Here is a 26,558-nt window from a genome sequence, read left to right as displayed (position 1 = left end):
CACGTTGTTTTTTAGTTGTGCAGGTGAGGTTGTTATAAGCGCTTAGCCTTCAGGTCCAAAGCAACAAATAGTGATATTTAATTGTTATAAATCAATAATATAATATATTTTTTAAACACAAAAACCCGGACGCGCATCGCGAGACCGGGTGAGGGGTAAACAGTAGGAAGTTAGTCTGCAGAGACCGGCACTAATACGCCTTTAACTAACGGATCATCCGTCGTTTTCAGCCACTGCTGGACGCGAGGATCGGAAAACGCCTGCTTTAATTTCACAATGTTCTCCTGCTCCAGATAGGGCGTACCAATCACCAATTGTGAGGCAAAAGTACGCGGTGCCGGAGGGAACAGAATGCCCTTATCACGCGTGACTTTTCCGGCATCAAATTGCGAAACATAACCAATCGCCGCATCCACCGAATTCAACGCACGTGGCATGGTCAGCAAATCGAGTTCTTTAAAGACGAAGCCATGCGGATTACCGACAATGTTTTTTAATTTGGCGGTACGCGGTTCAACGTTAGGATCGAGCGTGATCAACCCCTGACGCGCCAGCAGCCACAAGGCTTGTCCCTGGTTCGCGCCGTCATCCGGCACCACAATGGTGGCCCCCTGCGGCAGGTCGGCAATGGATTTATAGCGATCGGAGTAGACGCCAAATGCCCACTGGAACAGCGGTAAGGCGGAGGTGAGCTGGAAACCGTTGGCATCCACCACCTGCTTTAACCACCACTGATGCTGATAGACGGTTGCCGCATATTGCCCTTGTGCCACGGCGCGATCCGCCTGCACCGGATCCTGTACGCCCACCGCTTCCAGTTTCAGGCCATAATCGGGCGCGATGTGTTCACCCACATACTCAATCAATTTCTGTTCTCCCGCCATCGCCGGTTCAAAGTGAACCTGCAGCGTGGTGCCAAAGACGACCGCTTGTGGCTGCTGACTGCGCCAAAACCAGGCGGCAGCGGCCAACGCAATGACCACTATAATCAGCAGGAACCATGGCCAGCGCCGCGTTTTACGTAACTCAAATTCTTGTGTTGTCATCGTGATATCCCCTGAGGATGGCGTAGAACCGCGACTAAACGGTCGCCGATAAATTGAATGGTTTGTATCAAAGCGATCAGCACCACGATGGTGGCGATCATGATGTGGTTGTCGAAGCGCTGGTAGCCGTAAACCACGGCTAAATAGCCGATACCGCCCGCGCCGATGGTGCCTGCGATGGCGGAGTACTCGATCATGGAAATCAGGTTGAGGGTGATGGCGGCAACAACAGCGGGTAAGGCTTCACTGAGCTGCGCCGAACGGATGATCTGCCAGCGCGAACCACCGCACACCAAACCCACCGCGGTCACTTCACCTGGCAGCTCTCGCAGCGCGTTATCCACCAGACGGCCAAAGAATGGTATCCCCGCTGCAATCATCGGGACTACCGCCGCAGGAATGCCGATGGTGGTGCCGGTCAGCCAGAAGGTGAACGGGATGATTGCGGCCATCAACACCAGAAACGGCAACGAGCGCCCCATATTCACAATCCAACTCAGCACCCGGTGCACGCCGCGATGAGGAAACAGTCCTCGTGTTGAGGTGTTAAACAACACCACGCCAACGATACCGCCGAAGCTCACCACGAACAGCATCACGATGCCTACCATCAGCGCGGTCTCACCTATCGCAGGTAACATCAATGCCGGAATCTCCAGCCACGGCGTGTCCTGACTTATCACGGAAACGCTCATACCGCCTCCCGCAGCTGATGTACGCTGCCCGAGACGCTGGCAACCAGTCCAAACTGTTCAAGTTGCGCCAGCAATCGCGCCAGTGGCACACGCTCTTGCTGGAAGTGAATTCCCACCTGCAAGCGACCCGCCTGGATACCGTTGACCAGCTCAACGTGCGCTCCGAGCAGATCGATGCGCAGATTGAATTGCACGCTCAGACGCGAGATCCAGTCGCTGATGACAGGTACATCTGTGCGATAACTCAGTTGCAGAATCAATTCCGCCACGCCAGGTTGCGCCACCAGGGGAAACAAACGTTGCCCCAGTGACGAATCGGGCTGCGCCAGTAAATGCTTCACCACGCCATACTGCACAATCTGCCCATCGCGAATTTCGGCAACCGCATCCGCCGCCTGACGCACGGCATCCATCTCGTGGGTGATCAGTACAATCGCCAGCTTGTAGTCGTCACGCAGTTTCTTTAGCAAATCCAGCACAGCCACCGTGGCTTCAGGATCGAGGCCAGAAGTCGCTTCGTCGGCTAACAGCACGGTAGGGCGCAACGCCAGCGCACGCGCGATGCCAATACGTTGACGCTGTCCCCCCGAAAGCTGGTCGGGATAGGCTTTGGCTTTATGGCTCAGTCCAACACTCTCCAGCAGCTCACCGACACGCGCAGAAATATCCCGCTCGACCACACCGAGATAACGCAAAGGCAGCGCGATATTTTCCCAGGCGCTTTTTCGCTGCAGTAAGGCTGAGGATTGAAAAACGGTACCAATCGAACGGCGCGCGCGACGCAGTGCTTCGCCATTCAACCGCGAAAGATCGCTGCCATTGACGCGAATGCTGCCCGCATCAGGCTGCTCCAGCAAACTGATGCACTTCGCCAGCGTGGATTTTCCCGCGCCGCTGGGCCCAACAACGGCGGTGATATTGGCCTGCGGTACCTGCAAATTGATGGCTTTCAGCACCTCGGTGACGCGCCCGTCAGCGGTGCGGTAATGTTTGCTCAGTTGGTCAATTTCGATCATATGACCTCCTGCTGCGCCGCGCTTTTCACCCGATAGCCCACGCCTGGATGCGGTGCGGTCAACTGTGGCCCGGCGTTAAACAACTTCTCGCGCAGCGTCCCTTCCGCATACTCCTTTTTGTAAACGCCGCGCTTTTGCAGTTCAGGGATCAGCAGTTCAACCACGTCTTCAAAGGTTTCATGCGTTAATGCGTAAGCGAGGTTGAACCCATCAACGTCAGTGTCTTCCACCCAGCTTTGCAGTTCGTCGGCCACGGTTTCTGCACTGCCGACAATCAACGGGCCAAAACCACCAATACCCACCCAATCCGCCAGCGCTTTCACCGTCCACTGACGATCGGGATCGGCGGTGGAGAAGGTTTCGACGGCTGATTGGATGGCGTTGGTGTGCAGGTACTTCAGCACCTGATCTGGCTGATATTGACCGAAGTCGATACCCGTCCAGCCAGATACCAGCGCCAGCGCACCCTCGTAGCTGACATAGCTTTGGTATTCTTTCCACTTCGCCTGCGCGGCGGCATCGGTCTCCCCGACAATTACCGTTTGCAGATTGAAGATCAGGATGCTGCGTGGATCGCGCCCTGCTTCTTCTGCTCGGCGACGAATATCCGCTACGGTTTTCTTCAGCAGCACTTTCGACGGCGCGGCAACAAACACGCATTCCGCGTGCTCAGCGGCAAACTGTTTGCCTCGGCTCGATGCACCCGCCTGATACAACACCGGCGTGCGCTGCGGTGACGGCTCACACAGGTGAATGCCCGGTACGTTAAAGAAGGTGCCCTGATGATTGATGGGGTGAATTTTGCGGGGATCGCTGAAGATACGCCGTTCACGATCGCGTAATACAGCATCCTGTTCCCAACTGCCTTCTAAAAGCTTGTACACCACCTGCAAATATTCATCAGCGTAGTCGTAGCGGCTGTCGTGATCGCTCTGCGCCTGATGGCCAATATTGCGCGCCCCGCTCTCGAGATACGAAGTCACAATATTCCAGCCGATGCGCCCTTTGGTGAGGTGGTCGAGCGTCGATAAACGGCGCGCGAAGGGATAAGGATGTTCAAACGACAGCGATGCGGTGAGGCCAAAACCCAGATGCTCCGTCACCAGCGCCATTGGGGTGATTAACGCCAGCGGGTCGTTGACCGGCACCTGCGTCGCCTGCCGAATCGCGGCATCACCGTTCCCGTCAAGCACATCGTAAATACCCAGCACATCGGCGATAAACAAGCCGTCAAATTTGCCACGCTCCAGCAGGCGCGCTAAATCGACCCAGTACTCCAGATCTTTGTATTGCCAGGAACGGTCGCGCGGATGCGCCCACAAACCCGGTGACTGGTGTCCGACACAGTTCATATCAAAAGCATTCAGGCGAATTTCACGTTGCGATGGCATAGCAATCTCCATAGCGAGGCCGTGATCGTGCGACGACCCGGCGTTCGTTAGTGTGTTTTTAGGATGTTTGAGAGATTAAGAAGCGTAAGGGGGACATCGCTCGTCTTGAGCGATATTAAGTTCCTTGAGAATTTGCTGAGCAACGGCAGCAGCGTGATCGGCTACCTGTGGTAACCCCATCAACTCACCGAAACGTGCGCGTGCAGCGGGGCCCACCACTAACAGGCGAGCATTGGGCAGGCCTTGCTGATTAAGTGCGTGTGACTGCGCGTCCACATCGAGGCCAAAACCAAGCTGGTCACCACGAATCAGGCCTTGTTCGCTCAGCGAACGCAACAACGGCTGACTTTGAGTCAGCGCATCATGCCCCGGTCCCGTGGTGACGATCAGATGATCAAGCAGGCGCGTTTCCGTTTCACCCTGCCGGGTGCGCAGAGTGATTGCCAGCTGATGGCCCTGTGCAGTGATGGCGTCCAGTCTGGCTGCCAGCACCTGCAAACTACCCTGCTGTTCTCGTCTGGTGATTTCTGCAGACACCTGCGGCGCGATGCGATAACGATGTACATCCCACCACGAACGCAGATGACGCACAAAGCGCTGCTGCTCGCGCAACGGCAACGATTGCCAGATGGTTTGGCCCTGTGCGCGTACATCGTCCAGCACGCGCTGCCAGGGTAATTGCTGCCGTGCCGCACGGGCAACCTCATCCCTGATGTGATGCAGCCACAGACGCACGTCAGGGACGTTCTGAGGCGCTAACGTCCATTCAGGCCACTCACCCTGCAGATTAGCGCGTGAGAGCTGCCCACGGCGCGAGAAGGCGGTTAATGGGCCTCGATGGTGGCGGGTGCCTAATGAGGCAACCACATCCGCCATGCTCAGGCCGGTTCCGATAATAGCTACAGCGGCGTCAGGATCTATCACATCCAGCACGCCGGCTTGCCATGGATTGGCAATGAGCGCTGGGTGATGGGCAAAGGGTTGCAGCGAATGAGGCAATGATGGCGGCGGGTGACTGATCGCTAACGCCAGCACATTGCCTTGTAGCGTCTCGCCATTGCTGAGCAATAGCTGCTGCCCTTCCCACGCTATGGCGCTGGCCTGGACGTGTCGTAGCTCAATCTGCGGATGCCGTTCTGCCGCGAGGGCAAACTGCTCTGCCAGATAGCGACCAAACATACCGCGCTGCGGATAAACTGAGCCGTCTTCGCAATGGGCTGCTGAATCCAGTGAACACTCCGGCTGCTGACGATACCAGCGGTCAAAGGCGCCCTGCTCATCACCGCTGAGTTGCATGCGCGAAGCCGGTACATTGATGCGATGCGCTGGTTCCTGCGTGGAGTAGGCCACCCCACCGCCCAGTTGCTCACGCGGTTCGACCACTGTAATCAGTAATGGAGAGGACGATTGGCGTGCGAGATGAATCGCCAGCGCCGTTCCGCTGAACCCGCCACCCGTGATGATGATATGTGGTCGTGCCATCGTCTTCTCCTGCATCAGCTGGCGCTCACCTGCTTTGAAGGGCGCTTATCACCACCAATGGTTTCACCGAATGGCCCGGTGTTGATAGTGCGCGAACGCTGCTGCTGACCATTCGCCAGCGGTAACAGCGGCAGCAGCAATTCTGCCACACGATGCGCTTCTTCCAGATGTGGATATCCCGACAGGATGAAGTTGGTCACACCTAATGCCTGATATTCACGAATACGTTCTGCGACCTGCTCAGGACTGCCCACTAATGCCGTTCCTGCTCCACCGCGCACCAGACCGACGCCTGCCCATAAGTTTGGCGAGATATAGAGATTATCGCGGGAACCTTTGTGCAGCGCGCTCATACGCGCCTGGCCTGCTGAATCCATACGCGCAAAGATCTTCTGCGCCTGCGCGATGGTGTCTTCATCCAGATGACCAATCAGTTTCTCCGCCGCCGCTTTCGCTTCCTGTTCCGTTTCACGCACGATGACATGCAGGCGGATGCCGTATTCCAGTTTGCGTCCGCGCGCAGCTGCACGTTCCTGGACCACCGCCAGCTTCTCTGCGACCTGCTCAGGGGGCTCACCCCAGGTCAGATAGGTATCGATTTGCTCAGCGGCGACATCGATCGCTGCCTCAGACGAACCGCCAAAGTAGAGCGGTGGGCCATTTTCCTGAACGGGCGGGAACAACACCTCAGCGCCTTCAACGTGAATATGCTGCCCTTCATAGTCAACCTTCTCTCCGCGCATTAAACGGCTGTAGACATCAAGAAACTCTTTGGTGACTTCATAGCGCTCACTGTGATTGAGAAAGATGCCATCGCCTTTATTCTCAACCGGGTCACCGCCGGTCACCACGTTAATCAGCAAACGTCCTTCAGAGAGGCGATCCAGGGTTGTGGCCATGCGCGCAGCCAGTGTGGGTGGTTGAAGTCCAGGGCGAACGGCGACCAGATAGCGCAGGCGCTTGGTGATGGGTGCCAGTGCAGACGCGACCAGCCACGAATCCTCGCAGCTTTTACCCGTGGGAATCAGCACGCCGTAGAAACCGAGATTGTCGGCAGCTAATGCCACCTGCTGTAAGTAAGCCAAATCAACCGGGCGCCCACCTTCCGTGGTGCCCAGATAGCGTCCATCACCGTGCGTCGGGAGAAACCAGAAGACATTAATATTCTTGTTTGCGGATTCGGCCATTATGCTTTTCCTATATAACTTTATTTAAAAATGGTCATTTCGGACTGCTTATTTAGTTATATGGCTATTAGCGAAAAGCGTGCCAGTTTTGGCTCTGGTGATTATTGCGGTATTTCAGCAGGTTAAGGAGTTAAGCCGTATTCGGGTAGTTGCATCGGCAACTTACCGCCTACAGCTATTGCTGCATATGCAACTGCTTATGCTTTTTTCCTGCTGTTAACAGTGAACAGCAAAGTTTAGCGTGTGCTGATTCTCCTTAGCGGAAATCAAACTATGCTGACCAACTATAGCAATTACGCCGACTCACCGCGTTTAGTCGACCCGGCTTCTCTTGCTTTTCAATCACTCCTCGATAAATTCGCTCCCACGGATGCCACTGTGCTGATTGTAGGCGAAACCGGGACGGGAAAAGAGGTGGTCGCGCGTTACCTGCATCATCATAGCCAACGCCGTCAGGGCCCCTTCCTCGCCGTTAACTGCGGCGCTTTGACGGAAAGTCTTGCTGAGGCCGAACTCTTTGGTCATGAGAAAGGGGCATTTACCGGCGCGACACAGGCGCATCCCGGTTGGTTTGAATCCGCGCAGGGCGGCACGCTGCTGCTGGATGAGATTGGGGAATTGAGTCTCTCATTACAGGTTAAATTGCTGCGCGTATTGCAGGAACGCGAGATTACACGTGTGGGTTCGCGCAAGCCAATCCAAGTGGATGTGCGTGTCATCGCTGCCACCCACGTAGATTTGGCACAGGCGATCCGCGAACGACGATTCAGGGAAGACCTTTACTATCGTCTCAACATTGCGGTGGTGCCGCTGCCGCCATTGCGTCAGCGTCGTGATGATATCCCGCTACTGGCGCAGCATTTCCTTTCACTCTATGCACGTCGCTTAGGTCGACCGGCACGCCGCTTATCTCCAGATGCTTTGGAAGCCCTGCTTGAGTACAGCTGGCCGGGTAATATTCGTGAGCTGGAAAATACGCTACATAATGCAGTGCTCCTCAGCCGGGAAGAGACGCTGACGCCAACCCAGCTGCGACTGGCGGGACACAGTGAACAGGGTTTCAGCAGTGCGGAGGAATCAACGCTTGATAGCTTCGTGCGTCAACAACTCTCCACCAAGCCCAATCAGCTGTTTGATCGCGTAATTGCCAGTCTGATTAATAACGCGCTGGAATTCACCGATCAAAATCAGACGCAGGCCGCGACGTTACTTGGCATCAGCCGCCACACGCTGCGTACTCATCTTGCTCATCAGGGAATGATAAAAGGACGGCGTAAGACGGCGAGTCACATTGCAACTGCCTCTTCTCTTGAGCCTAATCAGGAACGAGAGTTACGTATTGGGTATCAGAAATTCGGTAATCTTGGCGTGTTAAAAGCACGGCAAAGTCTTGAGCAGTGCTTTGCACAGCAGGGCGTCAGCGTGTTGTGGAGCGAATTTCCTGCCGGGCCTCAACTGCTTTATGCATTGCAGAATAATGAGATTGATTTTGGTACCACCGGCGAAGTCCCGCCTATTTTTGCCCAAGCGAATGGCAATGCCGTGACTTACATCGCCTGGGAACCGCCAGCACCAAGCAGCGTGGGGATTGTTGTGCCGGTCGATAGCGATATTCGTAGCATTGCCGATTTACGCGGTAAACGCATTTCGGTCAATAAAGGTTCTAATGTTCACTGGTTACTGCTGCAAGTGTTGGAAGAAGCGGGTATCGCCCTTGATGAACTGAAAGTGGTGTATGCGCCGCCAAAATATCCGCTGACCGCGAGTGATAATCTCGCTGTTGATGCCTGGATGATGTGGGACCCTTTGCTCAGTGCGGCAGAGAGCAATTCTGAATTGCGCGTACTTGCCAATGGTGAGGGACGTGTCCGCAACCACCAATTCTATCTGGCACGTCGCAATTATGTAGAAAAACATCATGACGTGGTCCAGCAGCTGGTAGATAGCTTGCAGCAGACTGGCATTTTTATTGATAGTCATCGCCATGAAGCGGCTGGTCTGCTCGCGCAGGAATTAGGTCTTGATATATTGGCTGTCGAGAGGGCATTGACCCGACGCAGTCATAAAACGCGTTCAATGGCGTTTGAGGTGATCAAAGAGCAGCAGATTATCGCCGATCGGTTTTATGCCTTGGGTCTGATAAACAAACCTGTTCGCGTTCGGGACGCTGTCTGGCAATCTTTCAATGCCTTGTCGCTAACGGCCTGACTTCGCCAGTAAAGTTATCCACCTTTTCTGTGGATAAATCACTGAATATCATCTGGCTAAACCGGGTTAGTTTCGTTGATGAAGAGCTGAAATTCGCTGAAATACTGGCGATTTCAGCCTGAAATTAAATCATAAAACACTTTAAATTCAACAAATTAATCGTGAAATTGCGTTGGCGAACTTAGCGAATTTCAGAACATCCGCAGTTTAAAATCCTCCTTTAAATAACCTTTGTCGATTTCCTATCCAGCTGGTCAATTTGCCTCCATCACTGATTCACAAAACTAAGTCGCAAGAGATTTTAGCAAAGGGACACGATGAAATAATTGGCGATTTCAGCCTGAAATTTCCACGTAGGTTAGATATTTTTCATACAGTTAGCGATGAAATAGCAGTGGCGAAAAGCTGAAATTCAGGCAAAAAAAACCGCCCGAAGGCGGCATTTCGCTATTGATTGAGATATTTGTTGAGTGTCTCATTTATCACTCTATCTAACTCATCCTGAAGCTCTTTAGACTGACGATTAAATTCGTAGCTGAACATGCGACCTCGCGTTTTCTTGCGGGCATAGCGATCTTTATCTGCAAACGACCAGAGAGGTGTGGCGACAGCTTTATCCTTAGCTGGCGACTGGATTAGCGTCTGGCTGCCATTGCGTACCAGACGCAAAATACCATTTTTCACTTCATCTTCAGCCAAACCATCTCGAGCGCAGACTGTATCTACATCCATGCCGATAGTGTCAATTAACGCTTCAACCGACTGACCAATCTCCTGCAGCTTCTCATAAGCCTGCAGCAGCGTTTTGTAGTCCGGGTAAGTTAACTCGGAATGATTGGGGAACAAAGTCACCAGCTCCAGTGGCACGCTCGCTGCCTGTAATGCACGCGTCACTTTCGCCTGCGAAAGACCTTCGCTCTGTGCAATTTCTTTCTGTGACAGGCCACTGTCCTTCAATGACAGTAAACGCATTCCTACTTCACGCAGATTATGTTCGCGCGCGGTTTGGATGTCCTGTGCCAGACGACGAGCTTCATCGGCTGTGATGGCAACCTCGGTGACCAGCACATCCAGCCCAGTTTTGCAGTGGAGAGCCGCCGCGCGACGTCGGGAGCCATCCAGGATTTCGATACGGTCGCCCTGTTTCACACCAATAGCAGGGAAGAACTGCTGTAATTTGATAGTGCGAATGATGTCGCGCAGCGATTCTGGCGTCAGGCCTGACTGATCGCGGCCATTGGTTTCCATGACGACATAGGTTTTTTCTTCGATTTCCTTCGCCGTAATGTGCTCAAGCGTGAACAGGGCACGCTTACCGGTCGAGAGGATGAAGGTTTGAGAATGTCCGTCGGAAGCATCCTCTGTCTGCAAAGGTGTCTGGCTGAAGGTACGGCCAATCGTGATTCGTTTTGCGCTCATAGTAACCTCAGTTCAGGCGAATAAATTCAATGCGATCAAATACGGCTTTAGCGAAATCTTCCGCTGCCGAACGCGCATTCTTCAAGGCTTCGGTGCTGCCCACATATGTCGATGGATTCGCAGAGATCACCGTATCAAATGACTCTCCGCAACGTTCAAAGCCGTCCAGACGCGGTAATGCAGCATCCAGCATGTCGCCGCCAAAGATCTCTTTCGCCAGGCTGTGACAGAGCTTATGATCCGCTTTATTCGATAGCTTCGACATAAACCCGATGTTGCCTTGCAAGCGGCAGGATGCGCCCGATTCCTCAATGATGCCAATCAGTTCCGGCAGGCGCGTCAGATACTTCAACGTTGAGTGGAAATCGACTTGAGCGGGAGGAACCGGCGTCATCAGTAAATCAGACGCTGCGATAGCATTCTTCAGGAAGGCGTCCAGATGTGGGCCACTGTCGATGAAGATGAAGTCATAATCTTTCTTCAATTTTGCTACGACGTTGTCATACAGAACCGCATGCACATTCTGCGTAGGCAGATGCTCAGCACACAGTTCTTCCCAGCGTGAAGCAATGAAGGCGTCATCAATCGAAGCTGGCAGAACGTCTACGCCGGGAATAATTGATGGCACGATGAATTCGTTCAGCAGTTCTTCGCGACCGACGTTTTGCAGCATTGCTTGAGCCGCTGTGGCTTCGACCAGTCCAACCGAACGCTCATGATTAAGGAACATGGTGGCAGAGGATTGTGGGTCGAGGTCGATGACTAAAACACGCAGATCTTCAAACAGCAGATGCGGATGCGCACGTAACGCATGGGCCAGTGAGACCGTCGATACGGTTTTTGATACGCCGCCTTTGAGATTACCCACAAAAAGCGTGAACGCATCTCCATGACGATCGCGATACTTTGGAACACCACGGTGATGATAGATATCAATGATGTTCTGAATCGACATCGCATACTTAGTCGAGCTGCCCGCAGCACGTTTATCAAATGGATAGCCGTTCTCTTCCATTTCATTCACGGCGTAATCAACGCTCGCACGCGTCAATTTAGGGAGTTTGGCTAACGCCGCTTTAGCGTAAACCTGATAAAAAGTGTTTTCTTTCAACTCTTCTTTCTGCGCCTGAATCTGTTCCGTCAGGCTCATCAGCATCTTTTCTGAACGTTGTGCGACTTTCAGAACTTGCTTCTCATCGTTAGCCATACTTGCTCCACACATGTAGGATTTATGACTTTATACCGAAATCCTGCACATGAGGCAAATCTATCTCATCTAATACGAAACTCTTAGGTTTATGAAAAGACCTTGAGTAAGAGGATGTTAGTGCAAACGTTCACTGTAATCAGCGATGCTGTTTTAACCAGAACATAATAAAAGGTGAAAGTGTGACCAAAGCCGCATTCGCCGATTTGCTCCAACATTCACTGTAATCAGTATTTGGAGTGTCTGTTGCACGAGATAAAAGGGCAGGGTATTGCGACTGAAATCACGTTCTGCGTTCACTGCAGTCAGCTAAACATTCACTGTAATCAGCAAACGTTCACTGCAATCGGCATAAGATTCACTGTAATCAGCAAGCATCGGCGTAACGTTCACTGTAATCAGCATGACTTGTTTATTACGCTGCGCTTTGAATGCCCTGGGTAGTCCATGGCGGAATCAGTAGTGGGCGATTCAGTTTGGTCCGCGACGGCTGAGTTCCAATATGAGCATTCACTGTAATCAGTAGACTGCGCTTGGGTAACCTCGCTTCTTACCAAGTGTTCACTGTAATCAGTAAACGACACCTCGTATGACTCACAAGCATTCACTGTAATCAGCAGTTTGTCTAAGTCGCATTCAAACGTTCACTGTAATCAGTAAGCCAAATCGTTCGCTAAGCGCAGCGTTCACTATAGTTAGTAATTTCGTTCTGAATGGAATCACCATTATCGGTGAGAGGGGGCGGGTAATAGACAGAACGTTCACTGTAATCAGTGAATGAGTCAGGAGTCAGGAGTCAGGAGTCAGGAGTCAGGAGTCAGGAGTCAGGAGTCAGGAGTCAGGAGTCAGGAGTCAGGAGTCAGGAGTCAGGAGTCAGGAGTCAGGAGTCAGGAGTCAGGAGTCAGGAATGAAAAAACGGTCTGGAATGGCGATCAACATTCACTGTAATCAGTAACCCATGTTGAGTGGTCAGTTGCGGTTAATGACTCCCGAGTGATGGTTACGTGTTCATGGGTGAGAGAGGATGAAAATCATTGAGGACTCATGGCTACTTACTCATGAGTTAAAGCTGATAAGTGGTTAGTGGTTAGTGGTGACTCATGGTGAATAGAAGATAGCTGATGCAATGACTGGCGAGTCCTGGAGGGTTAATGATGCTCAGTGGAAGAGTTGTGAAGACAGTTGAAAGGCCAATCATGCTCAATGGGTGAGGGTTGAAGAGCCATGTTCGATGAGGAATGAGTGGGGGGGAACGCCTCGGGAAGTATGCTCGGTTTGAGCTTTGAGCTTTGAGCTTTGAGCTTTGAGCTTTGAGCTTTGAGCTTTGAGCTTTGAGCTTTGAGCTTCGAGCTTCGAGCTTCGAGCTTTGAGTTTCGAGATGAGAGATGAGAGATGAGAGATGAGAGATGAGAGATGAGTATTTTAGCCGCCTCAATTACAGGCTCAACGCGAAAAACAATGTCTGCCTGTGAACTCAAACGTTCACTGTAATCAGCAAACCACTTATGACCGTCTTCCTGATAACACCGAATCCACAGCCAAAACATTCACTGTATTCAGTAACAGCTCATCGGCAGACAGACCATTAACGTTCACTGTAATCAGTAGAATGATCCTCGGCGGCCATAGCGGTCAGGGAGAGATGTGCATCGGAAGAGGGGAGGGCAGTTGAGCATTCACTGTAATCAGTGACAGCGTGACGCCCTGGTTCGCCTCCTTGAATCCATCATCAATCTCAGTGGCATAACGTTCACTGCAATCTGCAATGAGGGCGAAAATTCACTGTAATCAGTGAAGGTGACCAACCCTGTCACTTTTACTGTTTACTTGTACAGCCATTAAACTGATTACAGTGAATGAATGACACATTCCATAATATTAACGATAAAATTCATAAAGTTAACCTAATTCATTCACTGTAATCAGTTGCCCCTTCACAACCAACATTCACTGTAATCAGCATAAGCTTCCCGCATTCCCAATGTTCACTGTAATCAGCAATCGATACCAATAGTGAGAGATGCCCGAGATAAATACCCACCTGGTAAGTACTCACTATCAATTAATAGCCCAATGAATCGTCGATTATAAGAGCGTTATAAGTGAAAGTGAGATTAGCGAGTCGCAGGATACTGTTTACAGTGAACGTTACTGATTACAGTGAATGTGTGAAGGTATGCTGATTACAGTGAACAGTGTGAAAGAGGTGAGTGTCACTTTTGGCGGTAAAGTGACACTCACTCAGGAAGGGTGCTGATTACAGTGAACGCGAAAAATCAGTCTTCAAACTCGATGTCATCGAGGGAATCAATGCTCTCAAGATTGCTGATACCATCAAGCTTCGGCGTCCTGCTGTGAATAATAAAGAACACAGAACGTCCACGCTTCACTTCAGAATAGTCGAGGTAGCCAATCTCTTTGAGCTGCTCCATCGCGCGTCGGACCACGTGGTTTTGTGTGGTGGTCTTAGACCCTAAGTTTAAGCGCATACGCAGACGCGCTAGCGATATAGGCGCGGGATTGGTTGGCAAGCTTTCAAGGTAGGTATACAGCGCCTGCGCCGATTCCTTACGTTTGAGGCGAGAGATGGCTCGCAGCTGAAGTAAGACTTTGTGGTCAAAGTTATACAGCTCAAACAGCTTAGGATCAGCCTGGATACGCACCAGATCCTTTTCGCGATCGTAATACGCCGACTGCACAAGGTGCGTATGATACGCTTTGCCATTACCTTCAAAGGACAACGTGTTGGTTGCGATGCGTCGTAAAGAGGCATCCAAACGCTTACGTAAAGCCGCTGATGAGTTTGCCGAAGGGATCCCGCACATTTTCACGAAATCAATAAACGGCAGCGTCACCGTGTCGCCCTTTGAGGGATAACGCGAGAAAGACTGAATAATGCCAGCCCAGGTTTTGAAATCATTATCCATATCCAGCCTTGCGCCAGTAATGGTAATCTTTTCATAGCCTTCAGATTTAACCAATGAAAGGTTCTTGAGCTCTTTTGTGGCGTCCGTTGAAGCCATCGCGCCCGATTTCCCACGCGCAGTAGACTTTAGTGTCGGAACAAACAGACCCAGGCGCATCAAGGCGACCGGTTGTACGGTGTTATTTTTATTGGGATGAAGCTGAATAACCTCACCACTATTTTTTGTCACCGACAGAAAAGGTTCTAGTAACGCTTTGTTTTCACTCTCTTTATCTGCCATAGCCTGAGATCTTCATTCTGTGGATGAAAAGGATCGATTTCTGATTACAGTGAACATTAACACTGTTTATAGTGAACATTCTACAGTCTATAGTGAATATTATGCTGATTGTAGTGAACGTTTTTCTGATTATAGTGAACGCGATCACCTTCTCAGGCCTTGTGGGGTGCGGCTTACAGCGATCGGGGATCTCTTAGGATCTCTTTAAGATCTCTCTATGATCTTTCTTTAAGATCTATTCACTGTATAACTGCATAACCCTATGAAGAATCAGCATCTGCCATCAAAAACTGTCGGAATATGTAAGTCAGTAAGATTGATCCCATCAATAGCGTTAAAACATTAATTCTTTGCGAATAGCATCCTAAGCTTTCATCAGAAGAGAACAACTTCCTCACTATTATTCATTTTTCATCAATCTTCTCTGAGCGTAAGGTGAAAGCCATATTCACACCCTACAACTCATGACGAAGGCATCTTATGACTGACAACGTTATTTCACGTAATCCTACCACTGGCGAAATCATCGCAACCTATCCACTTCAGAATGCAGCTGAGCTTGAAGCTGCGTTGCAGACCAGCGCTGATGCTTTCACACAATGGCGCGCCACCAGTATGGCTCAGCGGGTCATCGTATTGCGTCAGTTAGCAGAACAGATCCGTCAGCGTCAGGATCAACTCGCCACAATGGCGACATTGGAGATGGGGAAACCCATTGCACAGGCTCGTGCTGAAGTCCTGAAATGCGCGAACCTTTGTGACTGGTATGCAGAACAGGGTCCGGCCATGTTGGCAGACAAACCCACGCTGGTGGAAAATCAGCAAGCCTGGCAGTCGTTCCGCCCGTTAGGTGTGATCCTCGCCGTGATGCCGTGGAACTTCCCTTACTGGCAGGTGCTGCGCGGCGCAGTCAGTATGCTGCTGGCAGGGAATACCTATGTGCTGAAGCACGCCCCAAGTGTGATGGGTTCAGCGCATCTCATGACGGAACTATTTGATGCGACCGATCTGCCAAAAGGTGGCTTCACCGTGATTAACGTGGATAACGACGGTGTTTCAGCAGCAATCAAGGATCCTCGTATTGCTGCTGTTGCAGTGACAGGAAGTGTGCGAGCAGGTGGAGCGATTGCGGCGCAAGCCGGCGCCGTGTTGAAAAAAACCGTGCTGGAACTGGGTGGTGCAGATCCTTTTATCGTCTTTGCCGATGCGGATCTCGATGCAGCAGTGGCTTCAGCGGTCACAGGACGCTACCAGAACACCGGACAGGTGTGCATGGCAGCCAAACGGTTCATCATTGAAGAAAGTGTCGCAGAAGCGTTTGAGGCGCGTTTTAGCGCGGCTGTGCAGGCACTGAAAATTGGCGATCCGCTGAATGAAGAAACTTATATCGGACCGATGGCGCGTTATGATCTGCGTGATGAGCTGGATCAACAGGTGCAGCAGACAATTAAACAGGGTGCGCGCCTGGTTATCGGTGGTCATAAGATCGATGGCGTCAGTAACTACTATGCTCCAACCATCCTTGCTGACGTGACACCCGACATGATCGCTTTCCAGCAGGAGATCTTCGGCCCTGTGGCGGCGATTACCGTGGCACGTGATGCGCAGCATGCCTTAGAGCTGGCAAACGACAGCGAATTTGGTTTGAGTGCCACCGTGTGGAGCGGTAACGAAGCGATGGCGAATGAGCTGGCAGAGAAACTGGAAACCGGCGCCGTGTTTATCAATGGCAACGGTGCTTCTGATCCCCGTGTGGCGATTGGCGGCGTGAAGAAGAGCGGCTACGGTCGTGAACTTTCCAGCTTTGGTGTCCACGAATTCTGTAATATCCAGACCGTCTGGAAGAACCGTCGTTAAGACTCTAAGGGCGTGCAGTGCACGCCCTTATTCCTCGCTATATCTCCCGCCTTGCTGTTAATTCTCGGTTAAAATTGTTGTGGAGTAGCTCAAAGAATCCACTAATGGTATTACAAAGGTATTGTTAGTGGTGTTAGATTGGCCTCACCTACACCGGGGAGTCCTATTTAAATGAAAACAACAATCCCAAAATTATCCTTCATGATGTTTCTCGAGTGGTTTATCTGGGGTGCATGGTTTGTGCCGCTCTGGGCTTTTCTCAGCAAAAACGGCTTTTCGCCGGTTGAGATCGCCTGGTGCTATGCCTGCACGTCGATTGCCGCCATCCTGTCGCCGATCCTCGTTGGATCACTGGCAGACCGCTTCTTCCAGGCGCAGAAAGTGTTATCGCTGCTGATGATCGTCGGTTCCATTCTGATGTATTTCGCGGCACAGCAGACGCACTTCAGTGGTTTCTTCCCACTGCTGCTGTTGTATGCACTTACTTACATGCCGACCATTGCGCTGACAAATAGTATTGCTTTCTCACATGTCAGAGATGTCGAACGTGATTATCCGCGCGTGCGTGTAATGGGCACCTTAGGGTGGATTGCGTCAGGCATTGCCTGTGGTTTCCTGCCGCCGCTGATGGGCTATGGCGATATATCGGCGAGTAACATCCCACTGCTTATTACTGCTGCCAGTTCACTGGTGTTGGGGATCTTTTCGCTGATGCTGCCGGCAACAGAGCCGAAGAGTACCGGCAAATTCAGCCTGCGTGTGGCGCTGGGGCTGGATGCGCTGCATCTCCTGAAAGATCGCAGTTTCCTTGTGTTCTTCGTCTGCTCATTCCTGTTCAGCATGCCGCTGGCGTTTTACTACATCTTTGCCGAAGGCTACTTAACGGAAGTGGGCCTGCCGCACGCCACCGGTTGGATGACGCTGGGGCAGGTATCGGAGATCTTCTTCCTGCTGGCACTGCCGTTCTTTATCAAGCGCTTTGGCATCGGCAAAGTATTGCTGCTTGGCTTAACGACCGCAGCCTTGCGCTACATATTCTTTGTGTTCGGCGGCGATCAAAATGCCCTGACGATTGGCCTGTTGTTTATGGGCATCCTGCTGCACGGCGTCAGTTATGACTTCTACTTCATCACGGCTTACATCTACGTCGATAAAAAAGCACCAGTGGCGATGCGTAACGCGGCGCAAGGTCTGATCACGCTGGCATGCCAGGGGATTGGCAGCTTATTGGGCTATCGTCTGGGTGGGTATTTGATGCAGGAGATGTTCGCTTACGACCAGCCACGCAATGGTCAAACGTTCAACTGGGCGGGCATGTGGATGTTTGGCAGCGTGATGATCATCATTATCACCATCGCCTTCATCGTCCTGTTCCGCGATGGCAAAAAACGCAGTGAAGAATTAACCGCTTTCGAGCAATCAGCCACCGCTGATAGCCATAAATAAGAGATGTAATGATGACAATGACACTCCAGGAAAAACGGATTTTAGGCGCTTTCTATGGTCAGGCACTGGGCGATGCGATGGGCATGCCATCGGAATTGTGGCCGCGCAGTCGCGTTAAGCAGCATTTTGGCTGGATTGATGGTTTTTTGCCGGGGCCTGCTGAAAACAATGCCGCCTGTTATTTTGGCCGGGCTGCCTTTACTGACGATACTTCAATGGCGCTGGCTTTGGCCGATGCGATAGTCACACATGATGGCGATATCAACGCTGAGACCATTGGTGCCAATATCCTGCGTTGGGCAGAGGAGTTTGATGCCTTCAACAAAAACGTGTTGGGACCCACATCCAAAATAGCCCTGAATGCACTGAAAATGGGGACGCCAGTGACGCAACTTGAGAACAACGGCATGACCAATGGTGCGGCGATGCGCGTTTCGCCGCTTGGATGTCTGTTACCAGCCAAAGATCTGGACGCCTTTGTTGACGCCGTCGCACTGGCATCCAGTCCCACGCACAAGTCTGATGTCGCCATCGCGGGGGCAACGGTGATTGCCTGGGCTGTGTCACGTGCCATTGACGGTGCAAGCTGGGCATCCATCCGCGATGAACTGCCTGCTATTGCGCGCGCTGCGCAGGAAAAACGCGTCACGACCTTTAGCGCGTCCATGGCCGCGCGCGTTGAGCTGGCGCTGAGCGTTGTGGCGCAGGGCAGAGGCGTGGAGTCAACGATGCAGCAGATTTATGATTTGGTGGGCACCGGGACGGCCACCATCGAATCGGTTCCTGCCGCAATTGCGATGGTTGAACTGGCCAACACCGATCCGAATCGCTGCGCCATTCTCTGTGCCAATCTGGGGGGTGACACCGATACCATCGGCGCGATGGCGGTGGCCATTTGCGGTGCGCTTCATGGCATTGATGGGATTGATTCACAGCTAAAAGCCGAACTGGATGCTGCCAACGCTCTGGATTTCACTCGCTATAGCAACGCATTCATGCGATTCCGCCAGCAGCGTGAGGCCGTTTATGCTGACACCTGATGACCTGAACCGGCTGGAGGGACGTCTGCCGGTGTGTGTGATTGGTGCAGCTGTGGTGGACGTCATTGCCGATGCTTATTCGTTACCGCATCGTGGAAGTGACATTGAACTCCACCAGCAGGGCGTCAACGTGGGTGGCTGTGCGTTGAATGTGGCGATCGCGTTGCATCGGCTGGGCATTCCGTCCATCAACGCGCTGCCGCTGGGTAACGGCATTTGGGCCAGTATTGTGCGGCAGAAGCTGATGGAATATGGCATTCACAGCGTGCTGGAAACCAGCAAAGGAGACAATGGCTGGTGTCTGGCACTGGTGGAGCCGGATGGTGAGCGCACTTTTCTGTCAGTCAGCGGTGTCGAAAACCTTTGGGATGCTGAACTGCTGGGCACATTGCCACAACCTGCACACCGTTGGATCTACTTGTCTGGCTATCAACTGACCAGCAAAAGCGGCGATGTGCTGATCGACTGGCTTGAGCAGCAGGCGCAGAACTATCAGTTGTTAGTGGATTTCGGTCCGCGTTTGGCTGACATCGGTGCGAGTCAATTTGCCCGCATTATGGCGCTAAAACCACTGATTACAGTGAACAGGCAGGAAGCGGAATTATTGTGGCAGGAGCGTTTAAACCAACATGAAGCCTTTGATGCCCGTGAGTTAATGGCTCAATGGCAACAACACTTTGGTGCTGCATTGGTGGTGCGTTTAGACAGTGATGGCGCGGGTTATATCGATGCGGATTCGCAAGGCTGGATCCCTGCTCTGGCAACGCAAGTAGTCGACACGATTGGCGCCGGTGACAGCCATGCGGGGGGAGTGTTAGCCGGTCTTGCTTCGGGTTGGTCACTGGCCGAGAGTGTGGCATTGGGTAATGCCGTGGCGTCTTATGTGGTGTCGCAACGCGGTGGTGATTGTGCACCCGATCGCGCCACGTTACAGAGCTATTGGCAGCAAAGACTCACTTAGCAATAAACACGTACATGTCGCTGCGGCAGTAGCTGATGCTGTACTCCAAAGGATTGCCTTGCGCGTCAAGTGCCAACTGTTTAATCACTAACACAGGAACATTGGCGGGCAGGGCAATCTGCTGCTGAAGCGCTTCGTCAGGCATGCGGGCACTCACTCTACTTTGGGACTTAACAGGTAAAATCTGTTGCTTGTTAAAGTAGTCATACAAAGAAATCCCAATCTCATCGGCATCCGCAATAAAGTGTGCCGGCACCCAGGATTCTTCTACCGAGACCGCTTGCTGATCGACATAACGAATACGCTTCAGCAAGTAAACCTCGCTACCTTTGCTTAATCCCAGTTTTTCACCGATCTCCGCGCTGCATTGAATTTTACTCTTATTGATCCACACCGTATCAGGCTTTTTACCGCGTAAAACCGCCTGCTGTGACAAACCTTTGGGCTCTTTCAGCGAATACTCAAACTGGCTACAAATCTGTGTACCGTAACCGCGTGAACGGAACACCACCCCCTCTTTTTCCAACTCATCCATCGCTTTACGCACTGTAATACGCGAAATGCTAAGTGACTGGCTGAATTCACGCTCACCGGGCAGGATCTCTTCATGCACCAGGATGCCATCGCGCACCGCTTCTTTGATGGCGGCGGCAAAGCGTTTGTACAACGGCGTACGGCTCTCTTCAGCCAGGGTGGTGGTAAGCCGCGAAAACAGCGGATTCTGTTCAGTCATAGCGGGCTGAGACACTCAATTGGGTTAGCTAGGGGTGAGATATGATACTGAATTTTATAGCTTACAAAGTAGTTGATTCTGCGAGCATGGGCGACCTTTAGGACGCCCAATCGTCAATCACCGCTCATCAAACGGCACGCCGCCTTTAGATTTATGATGCTTCGGCGTTTCAATGATTGAGACCGTCACTGAATTGGCATCAATCTCAAACGAGTCCGCGACTGCGGCAGTGACAGCTTTCAGCAACTTCTTCTTCTGCTCAACCGTGCGGCCTTCCGCAGCATAAACAACGATCTCTGGCATTTCCGTTTCTCCTTGAGGGTTCAGATTCGGTTTCAGCATAACCCAGTCACGCCCGAGCATGCAGTGTCAATTTGTCATAAACACCCGCGCAAACCGTTTATCCCCGCAGGCAATCTGTGTTTAAATGTGTATTGTTATGTTATAACGTAATTTCTCTGGGATTTTTGTAGCGGTATTTTTCGGAAACCATAATGAAATCAATGAAAAAATTGCTGATCGCCACGGCGCTCGGCCTGGCTTCGTGCGCCTCTTTCGCGGCGCAGCATCAGGAAAGCACGGTGCGCATTGCCGCTCCGTTTGAAATTAAAGGTGCCGATCCGGCGCTTTCCGGTGACATCCTTCTGCGCATGGATGTGGTGGAAACGCTGGTGGAAGTGAACGAACGCGGTGAACCGATCCCGGCTTTGGCAAGGAGTTGGCAGGTCTCGGAAGACGGTTTGCGCTGGCAATTACAGCTGCGCGATAACGTGCGTTTCCACGATGGTTCGCCACTGGATGCGGCAGCGGTAGTGAAATCACTCAACACTGCGCGGAGCAAAGCGGGATTATTGGATAAAACACCCATCACTGAGATCAGCGGGGAAGGGCAGGTGGTGACCATCACACTGCGCGAGCCTTTCACACCACTGCTTTCCGTCCTGGCTGAAAGCCGCTCACAAATACTGGCGCTATCCAGCTGGGATGCACAGGGCAACATTACGCGCATCATCGGTTCTGGGCCCTTTATGCTGACTGCCTTCCAGCCGCCGCAGTCGTTAGCGGTAAAACGTTTTGAAGCGTACTGGGGAGAAAAACCGCACATCGCCGCAGCCAGCTATCTCTCTTCTGGCCGCGCGGAAACCCGCGCGCTACTGGCAGAAAGCGGTGATGCGGATTATGTGTTCAATCTTGATGCAGCCAGCCGTCAGCGTCTGGCACGTAAGCCTGCGCTGCAGCTTCCCGCCATTTCTGTGCCGCGCACGCTGATGTTGAAGCTCAATCTGGGCGATCCGCTGTTAGCCGAACAACCGGTGCGCGAAGCGATCAGCATGGCGATCGATCGCAACGCGTTGGCAATGGCGGTGTTGCGCTATCCGGGTGCTGCCAGTCAGTTGTTCCCGCCGAACATGGGTGAGTGGCACAACGCGGCACTGCAACCACTGGCCTATCAGCCCGATGTGGCTATCACTCTGTTGCAAAAAGCCGGCTGGCAATCAGGATCAGACGGCGTGCTGACACGCAACGGTCAGCGATTTAGCCTGACGCTGCTGACATTCCCGGATCGCCCTGAACTGCCTTTGATGGCAATGGTGATCCAGCAACAGCTGCGCAAAGTTGGTATCGAAGTGAAGATTAACTCAACCAATGCCAGCGAAATTCCTGCCCAGCATCACAGCGGGAAATTACAACTGGCGCTGTTCTCACGCAACTTTGCATTAACGCCCGATCCAACCGGCACCTTGCTGCAGGATTACGCCGAGAAAGGCGGGGACTGGGGAGCGATGAACTGGCATCCGACGGGATTCAGTGGCGCACTGCATACCCTGACGCAATCCACCGATGCCTCCGCGCGTGCCCAGGCTCGAACGTTGATCACTTCGGCGCTGCAACAGGATCTGCCGGTGATTCCAATCGCCTGGTATCAACAATCGGCAGCGATCAACAGCCAACTGAAAAACTTCGCGCTCGATCCGTTTGAACGTCACTTCGGCCTGCGCCAGCTGCGTTGGGAGCCGTGATGATCAAACAACTTTGCTGGCGTCTAATGCAGGCGTTTTTTGTCGTGCTCTCAGTGGGTTTACTCACCTGGTTTCTGGTCCGGTCACTGCCGGGCGATATGGCGTGGCGTATTGCCAGCGGTCGCTACGGCTATGATCGGGTTGATGCGGATGCTGTCGCGCGCGTGCAGCAGGAGTTAAACGGTGCAACCGATCAAGGCAGCGCCTTACTGCACTGGCTGTTCAATCTGCTGCAATTCAACTTTGGCCGTTCGCTGGTCTCCGGCGAACCGGTGATGGACGAACTGCGATGGCAGCTAAGCCAGACGCTGGCCTTAGCCGGTGTTTCATTGCTGTTGACGCTGGTTATCACGCTGCCACTGGGTATCTGGGCCGGCTGCCACGCCAATGGCAAACTGGATCGTCTGCTATTTTGGCTGACGTCATTGCTTAAATCCGTGCCGCATTTTGCGCTCGGCATGCTGCTGATTGTGTTGTTCGCGCTGCAACTCGACTGGCTGCCGAGTGCGGGACACGGTGAGCTGCGCCATTTCCTGTTACCGGCGATGACGCTGGCCTTGTCGCTAAGCGCGGTAGGTGTGCGCGTGGTGCGCGAAGCCACCCGGCAGGTGGTGCATGCGGGCTATTACCAATGGGGTGCGCAAAAAGGTCTGGCGCCCGCCACCTTGTTGCAACGTCACGGTTTACGCAATCTGGGAACACCGGTACTCACCTGGTTCGGCATGCAGTTTGTTTGGCTGGTGGAAGGCGTGGTGGTGGTGGAGACATTGTTTGCCTGGCCAGGTATCGGTCATGCACTGGTTCACGCCATCTTCGCCCGCGATGTGCCAGTGATTCAGGCCAGTGCCATGACGCTCGGCCTGCTGTTTGTCCTGCTGAATATGCTGGTGGATGCTGGCTGCCATCTGCTTGATCCGCGAGGGACGCGCCCATGAAATTGACTTCACGTCACTTTGGCTTACTGCTGCTGGCTTTGCTACTCAGCTACGCCTTTTTGCTACCACTGTTTCATCATGGCGATCCCCTGCAACAAGAACTGCTCAACATGTTGCAGCCACCGAGCCAGGCTAATCTGTTAGGTTTCGATTACCTGGGTCGTGACATGCTGCCGCGCCTGAGTGCGGCGCTGCGCCTGTCACTGGGTCTGGCTGCACTGTGCGTGATCAGTGCGATGCTGGTCGGTGTGCTGGCTGGCGCGTTCAGTGCGCTTTATGGCGGTGTGCTGGACCGCTTAATCAGTATGCTGAGTGATATGTGTCTCGCGCTACCCGGCTTGCTGCTGGTGCTGTTACTGGCGGCGATTGCCCCTGATTCGCCGCAGATGCTCTGGCTGGGGATCTCACTGGTGCTGTGGGTGGAATTCTTCCGCGTAACGCGCGCCACCTTACGTCCGATTGTGCATTCACCAGGCATGCAGGCTTCAAAACTGCTGGGTTTTGACGCGTTTTACCGTTTTCGTCGTCACCTGTGGCCGGCACTCGCACCGGTACTGCTCACGGTCGCGCTGTTCTCGTTCAGCAGTGCCATCATGGCCGTATCGGCGCTCGGTTTTATCAGCGTGGGTGTGCGTCCACCGACGCCGGAACTGGGTTTGATGATGACGGAACTGCTGCCCTTTGCCTGGGAAGCCCCCTGGTTACTGTTGCAGCCCGTTGCCGCGCTGTTTTTATTGCTGATTAGCCTCAACCTGATGATGAAAAAGGAGAGCAAATGAAAGGATTACAGGCCATTGGCCTAACGGTATCAACAGCAGATGCCACGCTGGTGGAACCGGTCGATTTTCACTTGCAACCTGGCCAGCCGCTTACCTTGTTAGGTGAAACCGGATCTGGAAAAAGCCTGTTGGCACAAGCGGTGATGGGAATATTGCCGGAGACCTTGCAGGCCAGCGGAACCTTGATCATCAACGGTCAACGCTATCAGTTACCGCAGGATCGTGATGTGATACGTAGCTTGTGGGGAAGGACTATGGCCTCGCTGCCACAAGAACCCTGGCTGGCGCTGGATCCCACCATGGCGATTCAGCAGCAGATCGCAGAAGGTTATCGCTATATTCGAGGGCATTCCGCGCCGCTAAGCATGGCGGCTGCGCAGGATGACCTCGCACTGCTGGGATTACAGGCTGCGGCACAGAAATTTCCGTGGCAACTGTCCGGTGGCATGGCCCAGCGCGCGGCATTTGCAGCGGCGCGCTCGGGTGGTGCGGAGATCCTGATAGCAGACGAACCGACCAAGGGGTTGGATGTGTCCCGACGCGATGACGTTTCTGCCTTGCTACGTCGTGAAGTGGCTGAAGGCGGAACGCTGTTGACCATCACGCACGATATCGCGCTGGCGCGTCAGTTAGGCGGCGACGTGATCGTCATGCACAAAGGCAAAGTGATCGAGCAAGGTACAGCGCAGCAGGTGTTACACACCCCGCAGCAGAGCTATACCTGCGAGTTGCTGGCCGCCGACCCCGTTGCCTGGCCGCAACGGCAAAGCACGGTAATCCGCAGCAAACCTGTGGTGAGCGTGCAGGGAATAAAACTGCAGCGCGGCGGAAATACGTTGGGCGTGCCAGAAAACTTCACCCTGCATGCTGGTGAAATTGTCGGTTTATATGGCGCCAGCGGCAGTGGGAAAAGCAGTTTTGGCGACGTATTACTGGGGTTACTTACTCCACAGCAGGGCAGTATTACACGCCATGTTGCGGCGAGCGCGCTGAAGTATCAGAAGATCTATCAGGATCCCTCGGCGTTGTTTCCCCCTATGCGCACGCTGTCACAAAGCCTGGAGGATGTGCTGCGCCGTCATCGCATTGAACGGTCTAAACGCGACACGCTTATGGAGCAATTGGCGTTAGATCCTTCATTACTTACGCGCTGCCCGGATTCCCTCTCGGGCGGCGAGTTACAGCGCTTTTCTCTGTTACGCGTCATGCTGCTTGAACCGGTTTTCCTGTTCGCCGATGAGCCAACATCGCGACTCGATCCGCTGGTACAGCAGCAAACCTTGCAGCTGATAACTCAGATGGCGCGTCACCAGCAGTGCGGCGTACTGCTGGTGAGCCACGATCGCGAACTGCTGGAGAAGGGGACAGATCGCGTGATCGCGATGCAGGCGGCTTAACGCTCTGGCGGTTGGCTATCACCGACACCCAGTGAGCGCTGCATCACGACGGTGTCGAGCCAGCGGCCATGTTTGAATCCCACCGATTTCATCACGCCGGTGTGCTCGAAGCCGAGCGCCCGGTGCAATCCCAGCGATCCCTGATTGGCGCTATCTCCCACGATGGCGATGATCTGACGAAAGCCTGCTGCTTCTGCCAGCGCAATCGCTTTTTGCAATAACGCTCGCCCGACGCCACGCCCGGTTTGTTCATGGTCGAGATAAATCGAATCTTCCAGCGTGAAGCGATAGGCATAGCGCGGTCGATAAGGCGCCAGATAACAATAACCTAATACCTGTTCATCCTCCTGCGCCACCAGCCAGAAGCCACCGCGCTGCTGCACATCTTTAACGCGGTTAAGCATTTCGCTTTCGCTGGGTGGTTCGGTTTCGAAGGTGGCGGTGCCGTGGATGACGTGCCACGCATAGATTTTCTGAATGGCGGCAGCGTGGTGCGGTCGGGCGGGAATAATATCCATATGTTCCTGATAAT

General features: G+C 53.0%; 21 protein-coding genes. 9 read left to right on the top strand and 12 right to left on the bottom strand.

Annotation, left to right across the window (positions count from 1 at the left end; genetic code table 11):
• Nucleotides 1–170 precede the first annotated feature (170 nt).
• The 6 genes from ACXI0A_RS24440 to ssuD all read right to left on the bottom strand — a co-directional run bounded on the left by ACXI0A_RS24440 (nucleotide 171) and on the right by ssuD (nucleotide 6,817).
• A complete protein-coding gene (locus tag ACXI0A_RS24440) occupies nucleotides 171–1,046 on the bottom strand; it encodes a MetQ/NlpA family ABC transporter substrate-binding protein (RefSeq protein WP_476146492.1) in 876 nt (291 codons plus the stop codon).
• Nucleotides 1,043–1,741 (bottom strand): ABC transporter permease subunit, encoded by a 699-nt coding sequence (locus ACXI0A_RS24435; protein ID WP_476146494.1) that lies wholly within the window; start codon nucleotides 1,739–1,741, stop codon nucleotides 1,043–1,045. Before ACXI0A_RS24435 ends, ACXI0A_RS24440 begins: the two co-directional genes overlap by 4 nt.
• Nucleotides 1,738–2,757 carry an ATP-binding cassette domain-containing protein gene (locus tag ACXI0A_RS24430; RefSeq protein ID WP_476146496.1) on the bottom strand — a complete coding sequence of 340 codons (1,020 nt, stop codon included), beginning with the start codon at nucleotides 2,755–2,757 and terminating at the stop codon, nucleotides 1,738–1,740. Before ACXI0A_RS24430 ends, ACXI0A_RS24435 begins: the two co-directional genes overlap by 4 nt.
• Nucleotides 2,754–4,148, bottom strand: a complete 1,395-nt coding sequence (locus ACXI0A_RS24425; protein WP_476146498.1) for an NtaA/DmoA family FMN-dependent monooxygenase — start codon at nucleotides 4,146–4,148, stop codon at nucleotides 2,754–2,756. Before ACXI0A_RS24425 ends, ACXI0A_RS24430 begins: the two co-directional genes overlap by 4 nt.
• A 75-nt stretch (nucleotides 4,149–4,223) precedes the next feature.
• Nucleotides 4,224–5,630, bottom strand: a complete 1,407-nt coding sequence (locus ACXI0A_RS24420) for an FAD/NAD(P)-binding protein (RefSeq protein ID WP_476146500.1) — start codon at nucleotides 5,628–5,630, stop codon at nucleotides 4,224–4,226.
• Nucleotides 5,631–5,644: 14 nt separating this feature from the next.
• The gene (gene ssuD / locus ACXI0A_RS24415) at nucleotides 5,645–6,817 is read right to left on the bottom strand and encodes an FMNH2-dependent alkanesulfonate monooxygenase (RefSeq protein ID WP_476146502.1); all 1,173 of its coding nucleotides are present in this window, start codon (nucleotides 6,815–6,817) and stop codon (nucleotides 5,645–5,647) included.
• 276 nt (nucleotides 6,818–7,093) lie between these two features.
• Between ssuD and ACXI0A_RS24410 the strand changes: the two genes are divergently transcribed.
• Nucleotides 7,094–9,025, top strand: a complete 1,932-nt coding sequence (locus ACXI0A_RS24410) for an aliphatic sulfonate ABC transporter substrate-binding protein (protein ID WP_476147142.1) — start codon at nucleotides 7,094–7,096, stop codon at nucleotides 9,023–9,025.
• Between the two features lie 447 nt (nucleotides 9,026–9,472).
• On the opposite strand, the gene ACXI0A_RS24405 is transcribed toward ACXI0A_RS24410, so the two are convergent.
• From ACXI0A_RS24405 to ACXI0A_RS24395, 3 genes are all read right to left on the bottom strand, one after another.
• Nucleotides 9,473–10,444: a ParB family protein gene (locus tag ACXI0A_RS24405; protein WP_224932793.1), complete on the bottom strand. Its 972-nt coding sequence runs from the start codon at nucleotides 10,442–10,444 to the stop codon at nucleotides 9,473–9,475.
• Nucleotides 10,445–10,451: 7 nt separating this feature from the next.
• Nucleotides 10,452–11,651, bottom strand: a complete 1,200-nt coding sequence (locus ACXI0A_RS24400) for an AAA family ATPase (RefSeq protein WP_224932792.1) — start codon at nucleotides 11,649–11,651, stop codon at nucleotides 10,452–10,454.
• 2,276 nt (nucleotides 11,652–13,927) lie between these two features.
• Nucleotides 13,928–14,857 (bottom strand): RepB family plasmid replication initiator protein, encoded by a 930-nt coding sequence (locus ACXI0A_RS24395; protein ID WP_100700356.1) that lies wholly within the window; start codon nucleotides 14,855–14,857, stop codon nucleotides 13,928–13,930.
• A 480-nt stretch (nucleotides 14,858–15,337) separates the two neighbouring features.
• Between ACXI0A_RS24395 and ACXI0A_RS24390 the strand changes: the two genes are divergently transcribed.
• From ACXI0A_RS24390 to ACXI0A_RS24375, 4 genes are all read left to right on the top strand, one after another.
• Complete coding sequence (locus tag ACXI0A_RS24390; protein WP_476146505.1) at nucleotides 15,338–16,714, top strand: aldehyde dehydrogenase family protein; 1,377 nt, start codon at nucleotides 15,338–15,340, stop codon at nucleotides 16,712–16,714.
• Between the two features lie 171 nt (nucleotides 16,715–16,885).
• Nucleotides 16,886–18,160 carry a nucleoside permease gene (locus ACXI0A_RS24385; RefSeq protein WP_476146507.1) on the top strand — a complete coding sequence of 425 codons (1,275 nt, stop codon included), beginning with the start codon at nucleotides 16,886–16,888 and terminating at the stop codon, nucleotides 18,158–18,160.
• An 11-nt stretch (nucleotides 18,161–18,171) separates the two neighbouring features.
• Entirely contained in the window at nucleotides 18,172–19,200 is a 1,029-nt protein-coding gene (locus ACXI0A_RS24380) for an ADP-ribosylglycohydrolase family protein (RefSeq protein WP_476147143.1), read from the top strand.
• Nucleotides 19,187–20,161, top strand: a complete 975-nt coding sequence (locus tag ACXI0A_RS24375) for a PfkB family carbohydrate kinase (RefSeq protein ID WP_476146508.1) — start codon at nucleotides 19,187–19,189, stop codon at nucleotides 20,159–20,161. The genes ACXI0A_RS24380 and ACXI0A_RS24375 overlap by 14 nt, the downstream gene beginning before the upstream one ends.
• On the opposite strand, the gene ACXI0A_RS24370 is transcribed toward ACXI0A_RS24375, so the two are convergent.
• A complete protein-coding gene (locus ACXI0A_RS24370) occupies nucleotides 20,154–20,894 on the bottom strand; it encodes a UTRA domain-containing protein (RefSeq protein ID WP_476146510.1) in 741 nt (246 codons plus the stop codon). The genes ACXI0A_RS24375 and ACXI0A_RS24370 overlap by 8 nt on opposite strands.
• Nucleotides 20,895–21,011: 117 nt before the next feature.
• Nucleotides 21,012–21,197 carry a tautomerase family protein gene (locus ACXI0A_RS24365; protein WP_034822328.1) on the bottom strand — a complete coding sequence of 62 codons (186 nt, stop codon included), beginning with the start codon at nucleotides 21,195–21,197 and terminating at the stop codon, nucleotides 21,012–21,014.
• A 191-nt stretch (nucleotides 21,198–21,388) separates the two neighbouring features.
• On the opposite strand from ACXI0A_RS24365, the gene ACXI0A_RS24360 reads away from it, so the two are divergent.
• Genes ACXI0A_RS24360 through ACXI0A_RS24345 form a run of 4 tightly spaced genes read left to right on the top strand, consistent with a single transcriptional unit; the run spans nucleotide 21,389 to nucleotide 26,026 of the window.
• Nucleotides 21,389–22,915 carry an ABC transporter substrate-binding protein gene (locus ACXI0A_RS24360; RefSeq protein ID WP_476146512.1) on the top strand — a complete coding sequence of 509 codons (1,527 nt, stop codon included), beginning with the start codon at nucleotides 21,389–21,391 and terminating at the stop codon, nucleotides 22,913–22,915.
• Nucleotides 22,915–23,850: an ABC transporter permease subunit gene (locus ACXI0A_RS24355; protein ID WP_476146514.1), complete on the top strand. Its 936-nt coding sequence runs from the start codon at nucleotides 22,915–22,917 to the stop codon at nucleotides 23,848–23,850. Before ACXI0A_RS24360 ends, ACXI0A_RS24355 begins: the two co-directional genes overlap by 1 nt.
• Nucleotides 23,847–24,629, top strand: a complete 783-nt coding sequence (locus ACXI0A_RS24350) for an ABC transporter permease subunit (RefSeq protein ID WP_476146516.1) — start codon at nucleotides 23,847–23,849, stop codon at nucleotides 24,627–24,629. Before ACXI0A_RS24355 ends, ACXI0A_RS24350 begins: the two co-directional genes overlap by 4 nt.
• Nucleotides 24,626–26,026: an ATP-binding cassette domain-containing protein gene (locus ACXI0A_RS24345; RefSeq protein ID WP_476146518.1), complete on the top strand. Its 1,401-nt coding sequence runs from the start codon at nucleotides 24,626–24,628 to the stop codon at nucleotides 26,024–26,026. The genes ACXI0A_RS24350 and ACXI0A_RS24345 overlap by 4 nt, the downstream gene beginning before the upstream one ends.
• On the opposite strand, the gene ACXI0A_RS24340 is transcribed toward ACXI0A_RS24345, so the two are convergent.
• Nucleotides 26,023–26,544, bottom strand: a complete 522-nt coding sequence (locus ACXI0A_RS24340; RefSeq protein WP_476146520.1) for a GNAT family N-acetyltransferase — start codon at nucleotides 26,542–26,544, stop codon at nucleotides 26,023–26,025. The two genes, ACXI0A_RS24345 and ACXI0A_RS24340, sit on opposite strands and share 4 nt — an antisense overlap.
• Nucleotides 26,545–26,558: the final 14 nt, after the last annotated feature.

The sequence above is a fragment of the Pantoea sp. C1E2 genome (assembly GCF_056491465.1).
Note: the sequence above shows the minus strand (reverse complement) of the source record. Positions and strands in the feature narration are given on the sequence as shown.